Source organism: Flavobacterium shii (assembly GCF_025847235.1).
Classification (GTDB): domain Bacteria; phylum Bacteroidota; class Bacteroidia; order Flavobacteriales; family Flavobacteriaceae; genus Flavobacterium; species Flavobacterium shii.
Genome location: NZ_JAOZEW010000010.1, coordinates 181,677 through 190,393, shown reverse-complemented (window position 1 = coordinate 190,393; position 8,717 = coordinate 181,677). Strand labels below are relative to the sequence as shown.

The following is an 8,717-nucleotide window of genomic DNA, read 5'->3' as shown; positions in this document are numbered from 1 at the left end:
TGATAGAGAATTTAAAGAATAGTATAAGTAATTTTTATACGATGATTAGTATGAAATGCATTGTAAGTAAAAAAGCTAAAATTGTCATAATAGTACTTGGTATTACAATCATACTTTTAGTATTATATTTTATTTTTTTTATAAATCAAAATGGTGATAAAAAAAAATATGAAGAATATAAATTGATGCCTGAACTTGAGCATTTAGGTAATTACAAAATAACTCAAATTACAAATAAAAAATTATCTTACAATTTTGGAGATGAGTTTGCAACGAACGCTGAAAGAAGGGAGTATTATAAAGATAAAAACCCGAAAGAAAGAATAGATGGTCACATTTATTTTGACACAATAAAAAGAAATTTTTGGATAAAAACTTTTGAACGTATAGATCCTAAAGATGGACATTTATTATATGACTATATTGAATGGTTAAATTATGATTTTCATGGAAATATCATTCAAAAGAAAGGAGAATATGAATTAAAAAAAAGTCCAGGAATTATTTTGAAAGATGAAATAACAAACTTTTACGATTGGAGGAATCAGAATTCAACTTTTTTTGTTGAATACTTCTATGAACAAAATTTTCAGTGGCGTTCATTAAACCCTTTAAGGAATTTTGGTTCACCAAATGGTTCGTCTATAGATTGGTATTGGAAAGGAATTGCATATTTAAAACTTATAATGATTGAAAACGACATAAATTTTAAAATAGAAACAATGTCTACAAATTTTGGGTATAATTTTGAAATTAGTTTATATAGACTTAATAGCGAAATGGCATTTATTTATATTGGAGATAAATATTTAAACGATAAAGACAAAGGGTTATATTTAATCACAAGAGATAGAAGTCCGGAAAAAGAGTTTTATAAAATTAACTATCTTATATTTTATAGAACTATTGTAGAAAAATTTAATTAAAAATTTGAAGGCAGAGTTTTTTTTGATTAGCAAAAAACCAACGAACAGTTTAAAATTGAAAATACAGGAGATAATGAAATCCAAATAAAAATAAATGATGATAATAGCGGTTTTGAGGTGTTTTTAAATAATAAACCTTTGGAAACCGTTAATAAAAGAGTGTATTTAAGCAAGCAAAATTTTAAAGAATCATATAAATAATTTTAGTTAATTAGGCAACAAAGAGAAATACACTATGGATAAAATGAAAAAAATAGTGGTAGTCTGAGCATAATGTCTGGGCATAAGTACAAAAAGTAAACACGAATCTCATGAATCGATACGAATTAGTTTGTGGAATTAATTTCACAAACTAAATTAACTATTAAAATTCGTGTCGATTGGAGAAATCCGTGTTCAAAATTTATTTATAATATTTGTGCCCAGACGTAGAGCCTGGGCTGCCTTTTTTCATTAATAATCTTTATAACTATTGATCTCCACCATTCATAAATGTCATTAAAAGCGTGTAAGCATTTTTTGTCACAACTTTTGACGACAAATTTAGTACCGAAGATTTTATCTGTCGATAACCATCTGTTGTAGTTCCCGTTTCTACCTGTACCATTTTAAACTTATTTTCTCCGGTATAAGAAAAAACATAAAATTTCCCTTGCCATCTCACAACAGCATCTTCTGGAACTGTAAGTGCTCTTTCATTTTCAAATTCGGCATCGGCATTAATAAAAAGACCTGGCAGTAATGACTTATCATATCTGTCGATTTTACAAATAACTTCTGCAGCTCGGTCTCCATTAAGGCTTTGATTTATATAGGTAGTTCTTGCAGTATATTTTTTTGATGGATTACTATTAGTATAAGCAGTTACTATTTGCCCTATCGAGAGCAAGTGTATATCTTTCTCAAAAACATTCATGACAAGAACAATATCACTCGTTTCCATTAATTCAAATAGCATATCCGTAGGCGATATATATTTACCTACGTTTACATTAACCTTCGTTACCAAACCATTTATAGGCGAAATAATAGACACCGTTTTACTAATATTAGATGCTGTAAGTGCTCTTACATTAATCCCTAATAAAGTTAGTTTCTGTGCCAGCGAAGCCATATTTATACGTTGCGTCTGCATTTCTGTAGCCGTTTGTTCGTATAGCTTATCACTGCTTGCTTTCTTGGCATTAAGCTCTTTTTGTCTGTTATATTCGCTTTGCGATAATTGAAATTTTTCTTTTGCCGTAAGATAATCCTGTTGGAGTTGTATGTATTGCATATCCTCTACTACAGCTAGTAATTGCCCTTTTTTAACATGCATTCCTGCCATTAAATTTGTCTTCGTGATATATCCACCAAGAGGTATGCTTACCGTAACAACACTTTTAGGAGGAACCGTTACTGTTCCCTGAAGCTTTAAAATTCCTTTTACATTTTTTTCCTGTGGATTACCGATCACTAATCCGGCATTTTTTATCTGTTCTTTACTTAATTGAATACTACTTTCATCTTTTTGTATTCCTGCATTATTTTGCTCATCCTTTTTATTGCTATTGCAGGATAATAAAAATAAAACACCAAAAATTGTGGTTATATATGTCTTCATTATATTATAAATTATTAAGAGTTTGTAGGTTAACTATAGCTTGATTATAATAATTAACCATATCGAGATATTCATTTTTTATCGTTATTGCCTGATTCACTACCAATACCCATTGCAGGTAATCGATATCTCCATTTTCTAGCTGACTGTTTGCCGCTTCGATAATAACAGCCGCATTTTTAAGTCCGTCACTTTCATAATAATGAAGACTCTCTTTATACTTTTCGACCTCACTTAAAGCATTTGTAATGGCAGTATTAATTTCAATTTTAGTAGCTTCTGCTATCATCTTGTAGTTTTCATATTCTGTCTTAGCCGCTTTATTACGTGCCGATTGACTAGAAAAAAACAATGGTATGGATAATCCCAGATTAACATAACTAAACCTGTTACTACTATCATAATAAACATCCTGCCCAGAACTATTCGTTTGCATTCCGGTGATACTTAAATTATTATAGCCTAATGTAATATCTGGTAACATCTTGGCTTGTTCGGTTTTCCATCTCCATTTTGCTGCGTCTGCAATATAATTCGAAAGTTGTATCTGTGGCAACTCAGCAATCTTAGATTTTTCGTTTAACGAAATAGCAAAACCATTCTTAATATTCTCTGTAACGGGAACATGAATTATACTATCCTGTAGAACTGCGTTAAAAGATTTAAGTGTTATCTCAATATCTTTATTTACCATTGTAAGCTGATTGGTATAAAACTGTCGGGCAGATTGAGAGGCACTTTTTTCAAGTACATTTGTTTCTCCCGTTTTATAACGCAAATTAGATTTTTGCTCCATTAACCTGTAAATAGAATCTGCATAAGCCAATAGTTCTTTCTTGCTGTTTAACCAGATATAGTAATAGAATAGATTTCTCACATTCGATTTAATCTGTTGCGCTGTTAACTGCGATTCAGCCTTAGCAGTATTATAGTTTTCTTTTAAGGCTTTTTTCTGATTACTATATACGGTTGGGAAAGCAAAAGTCTGGCTGATACCAAAACGGGTGTCATTAAGACCACTGTTAAATTGACCATAATCACCATCCAATGCTAGTTTAGGAATATCAAAAGCCGATTTTTGGAGTTGTTCTTTTGATTTTTCATTTAGTCGAGCCGATTTCACTCTTTTATTATTCTGAACCGCTATCGACAGAGACTCATCAAGAGATGTAGGCAACTGCTGTGCCTGAACTGAGGCTGTAAAGAATAAACCAACAATAAGTAATGTCAATTTATCCAGTTTATGTTTTTTCATTTTTTTAGTAAATACTTTAGTATGATAAGTCATTAAATAAATAGATGGAAGTACAAACAACGTAAGTAAAGTAGCCGTTATAAGTCCGCCAATAACTACCGTTGCCAGTGGACGTTGAACCTCTGCTCCTGCTCCATTGCTTAAAGCCATTGGTAAGAAACCTAATGATGCTACTGCTGCAGTCATTAATACGGGACGTAACCTGTTTTTTGTTCCTGTTATGATAATTTGAAATGGATCTGTGATTTCGCCTTGCTTCTGTATTCGATTAAATTCGGATATTAAAACAATACCATTAAGTACCGCCACTCCAAAGAGTGCAATAAAACCAACTCCTGCAGAAATACTAAAAGGCATATCGCGCAATGCAAGTCCAAATATCCCTCCAATAGCCGATAATGGAATTGCTGTAAAAATGATTATTCCTTCTTTTAAAGATCTGAAGGCAAAGTATAACAATGCCAAAATCATAAATAATGCGGCTGGTACAGCAACCCCAAGGCGTGATTTTGCTTCTTGCAAATTTTCAAATGTACCTCCGTAAGTAATGTAATACCCCGGATCAAATTTTATTTGAGCATTTACCTTTTTCTGTAATTCTTCTACAATCGATTCTACATCACGCCCTCTTACGTTAAAACCTACGATGATTCTTCTTTTAGCATCCTCACGTTGTATCTGGTTTGGACCTTCGATTTCTTTTACCGATGCTACTTGGTAAAGCGGAATTTGCATTCCTGATGGCGTTGCGATTAAAAGATTACGTACATCATTAATATCTTTTCGTCCGCTAGCTTCTACCCTAACCACCATATCAAATCGTTTTTCTCCTTCATAAATACTACCCGCTACTGCTCCAGCAAAAGCTGCATTTACGGTTTGGTTAATGTCCGAAACATAAATACCATATTTAGCCATTTCTGCCCAATCATAGTCTATAACGATTTGTGGCATTCCTGTAACTTTCTCTACATATAAATCGGTTGCACCACTTACTGTTTTACTAATAGCGCCAAGTTTCTCTGCATATTCGGCAAGTTTATTTAAGTCTTCTCCATAAATCTTGCATACCACATCTTGTTTTGCGCCTGTCATAAGTTCGTTAAAACGCATCTGAACCGGAAATTGGAAACCAGTCGTAACTCCGGGAGCAACTTGTTTTACGGTCTTCGTCATTTTATCTGCCAATTCTGGAAAAGATGAAGCGCTTGTCCATTCCGATTTGTCTTTTAAAACAATAATCATATCCCCACCTTCTATAGGCATAGGATCGGTAGGAATCTCGGCACTACCAATTCTGGATACTACTTTTTCTACCTCAGGATATTTACTTTTTAGCTCAGCAGATATTTTCTGGATTGTTTCGGTAGTTGTAGAAAGATTCGTTCCTAGTAGCAAACGTGTTTCTACGGCAAAATCTCCTTCTTCTAGTTGTGGTATAAACTCACCTCCCATTCTGGTAAATAAAAATACAGCAATTCCAAATAAAACAAATGCCGAAATAACAATAGACTTTCTTATACGTAAAGCCTTAGAAAGCCAGTTTTCATAATAGGATTCTAATCTTGCCATAATCCTGTCAGAAAGATTAGGTTTGTGGTTTACTTTCTTGCTTATAAATAAAGAACTCACCATCGGGACATAAGTAAGGGATAAGATAAACGCTCCTAAAATCGCAAAAGCAACTGTTTGCGCCATTGGTTTAAACATCTTTCCTTCTATACCTTCTAGAGATAATATAGGAAGGTAAACGATAAGGATAATTATTTGTCCAAAAACTGCTGCATTCATCATACGTCCTGCCGAACTAGCGACTTCTTTATCCATTTCGGGTTGCGAAATACTATCTACACCTTTATACTTTTTGGTACTGTGCATATGATGCAAAATGGCTTCGACTATGATTACGGCTCCATCGACTATTAACCCAAAATCCAGCGCACCAAGACTCATTAAGTTTCCGCTTACGCCAAAGGTGTTCATCATGATAATCGCAAATAGCATTGCCAATGGTATAACCGATGCTACAATAAATCCTGCTCGTAGATTACCTAAAAACAATACAAGTACTAAGACTACAATTAATGCGCCTTCGATAAGATTTTTTTGAACAGTACCAATGGCATTATCGACCATTTTTGTACGGTCTAGAAAAGGTTCTATTTTCAAGCCTTCTGGTAAAATCTTCTCTATTTCGGCAACACGTTTTTTTACATTAACAATTACGTTATTGGCATTTTCACCTTTAAGCATCATTACAATTCCACCTACAGATTCTCCTAAATCATCTGTGGTTAAAGCGCCGTAACGTATTGCCGAAGACATTTTTACATCGGCAATATCCTTAATAAGAATTGGTGTTCCTGCTTGGGTATTCTTAACGATAATGTTCTGGATATCACTTATATTCTTAGTAAGTCCTACACTTCGAATATAAAGTACCGTTGGGCCTTTCTCAATATAAGCACCTCCAGTATTCTCATTATTACTACTTAAGGCTGTAAAAACCTCTTTTATGGTAAGATTTTGTGCTTTTAATCGTGCTGGATTTACTGCAATTTCATATTGTTTTAGTTTCCCTCCAAACGTTGCCACGTCGGCAATTCCGGGTGTACCCAAAAGCTGTCTGCGAATAGTCCAATCCTGAATAGTTCGCAAATCTTCCAGAGAGTATTTCGCCTCATAACCTGGTTGTGGTTTTACAACATATTGATATATTTCACCCAATCCTGTTGTTGCAGGAGCCATTTCGGGTTTACTGGCATTTTTGTCTATTTCTACTTTTTGCAAGCGTTCGGCAACCTGCTGACGTGCCCAATATACATCGGTATCATCATCAAAAACGATAGTAACCAACGAAAGTCCAAAACGGGAAATACTACGGCTTTCTTTAAGCTGCGGAATATTACTTATCGCCTGTTCTATCGGGAAAGTTATAAGACGTTCTACATCCTCGGCTCCTAAGGATGGAGCGGTTGTAATAATTTGTACCTGATTGTTTGTGATGTCTGGTACGGCATCTATAGGTAAACGACTAACTTCATACACGCCATAAATAATCCATAGCAATGTAAAGACGCCAATTACCAGTTTATTCTTAACTGAGAATTGTATTATCTTATTAAGCATAATTTGATTTAATTTTTAGATATAATAATGCTATAGCTAGGACAAAAAAATGCCTTAACTACAATTAAAATTTTGAAAAAATTAAATTATGCTACAGGAGGTCTAAATACCGAAAATAAGGCGGGATTAGAATACAGGTTAGATGTAAAGGGAATGATATTAGACTCTTTAAGCCCAATATTAAAAGGAATGTAAATGGTGTGCTTTTCTGTGGGGATAAATACAAGTTGTAACGAATAGCCACTTATATTTTTAAAAGGAAGTTGCATATCGCGATCAGCATCATTATCATTTTGATCATCGCCCCAATAATGCATGGCAAGAAAATCAATAAAACTTACATTTCTTATTTGTTGATGTTCCTTAAAGTGCTCAATTAGTACAGGCAATTTATAAAATTGCTGAAAGAAGCCAATGTTAGACGCTATTAAGAAAATGAATATGTAAGGAATGACTTTTCGCACTTCACAAATTTACTTTTTATAACAAAATAATCCCAACTTAAAACAGGAAGTAAACCATTTTTATTAATTTAAAAACGCAATTCAATAGTAATTTAATTTAATTCATTTAAACTGATAATTTTCAACAACATCTTCAAACACTTAACACATATCAATATTTTATAATAATCAATTCTGGTCTTAATTGATAACTAAAGTTAATATAGCCAAAGATTTTCTTATGACAGTAAAACCCTGTTCTGTGACATTTTAATCCTTTTATCAATAGTTATATTGTAAATTTATTGGGTGCAAATTAATCGATTTTAAAATCTTCCAAAAAAACAAGCCTATATGATTTTACTGTATCTATCATTTTTGTTTCATGTGTATACGAAAAGTATCTTAGAATCTAATTAATTATAAATTTATGAATAGTCTTTATAAGAATTTCTACAGGCAATTTTACTTAAAAACTGGAGGATTCATCCCTACTAAACCATTGAATCAAAATATCTTTCCTGGAGATTATTTCCAAATTAAAAATGGAGAAATAATCTTATTAGGAAACTTATACCGTGACAATTTAATAAGCCCGCAAGAAGTAGATTTAAGTCTCATAATGCCTTTAAATCCCTCAAACTGGAACATTAGTGATGGTATATCCAAACCTTATTCAGGGAGAGGACAAGGGCACGGAGCAATTGAAGGTCAATTCGAATTCAGTAAACAAATACTGGCTTTTGCTAATAAAGGAAGCTTTATTTTTCGTACCAAAGAGCCTAAGTCGTTAAAAATTAATAACTGGAATAAAATCCAACAGCAATTAATCATTAAACTCACTCAAACTCTATTCTCTTTTCGGGAATTATATGTTGTAACAGAAAGCGCCACAGCAGCAAGTACTACACTGGCAATTGCAAGTAATACAAATGCCGAACTAGAGTTAGCAAGTGATGTAGAAATTTTTGGGCTGGTTGATATTTTTGGGCATCATACCACCAAAACAATCCAATCAAAAGACATTGACTATTATCATAGGGAAGACAAAAGAAAACCTGCCTTTTTTAAGGCCAAAAAATTGGTGGTACAGGAAGAAAAATTTAATGATTTCATTACCGATTTTGTCAACAAAGCAGATAACTCAAGTGAATGGGTAGATGTTTTTTTTGACTCTAATTTTCATAATCATATAGATTATACCCCACAAGTGATTATACAAAATACTCAGGAACATATTTTGGATATGTTGAAGTCTGATGAATTAAATCCAAGTACTGCATTATTGTATTTTAAATGGGCAGAGGCAAATTTAGACGACATAGAAAAACTGTTTGCAAGCTATAGAAACTAATCATGGA

Annotated in this window: 5 protein-coding genes; 2 read left to right on the top strand and 3 right to left on the bottom strand. The window is 33.0% G+C overall.

The genetic code is table 11. The features are described 5' to 3' along the window. Positions 1 to 926, top strand: a 926-nt coding sequence (locus tag OIU83_RS11270; RefSeq protein ID WP_264206358.1) for a hypothetical protein, incomplete at its 5' end; no start/stop codon positions are given. A 469-nt stretch (positions 927 to 1,395) separates the two neighbouring features. Here OIU83_RS11270 and OIU83_RS11265 read toward each other — a convergent pair. The 3 genes from OIU83_RS11265 to OIU83_RS11255 form a co-directional block, all read right to left on the bottom strand. After that, positions 1,396 to 2,529, bottom strand: coding sequence for an efflux RND transporter periplasmic adaptor subunit (locus tag OIU83_RS11265; RefSeq protein ID WP_264206357.1), 1,134 nt, complete (start codon positions 2,527 to 2,529; stop codon positions 1,396 to 1,398). A 4-nt stretch (positions 2,530 to 2,533) separates the two neighbouring features. Beyond that, positions 2,534 to 6,913, bottom strand: coding sequence for a CusA/CzcA family heavy metal efflux RND transporter (locus tag OIU83_RS11260; RefSeq protein ID WP_264206356.1), 4,380 nt, complete (start codon positions 6,911 to 6,913; stop codon positions 2,534 to 2,536). Between the two features lie 86 nt (positions 6,914 to 6,999). Beyond that, positions 7,000 to 7,302, bottom strand: coding sequence for a hypothetical protein (locus OIU83_RS11255; RefSeq protein WP_264206355.1), 303 nt, complete (start codon positions 7,300 to 7,302; stop codon positions 7,000 to 7,002). A 484-nt stretch (positions 7,303 to 7,786) separates the two neighbouring features. Between OIU83_RS11255 and OIU83_RS11250 the strand changes: the two genes are divergently transcribed. Further along, positions 7,787 to 8,710, top strand: coding sequence for a hypothetical protein (locus OIU83_RS11250; RefSeq protein ID WP_264206354.1), 924 nt, complete (start codon positions 7,787 to 7,789; stop codon positions 8,708 to 8,710). Positions 8,711 to 8,717: the final 7 nt, after the last annotated feature.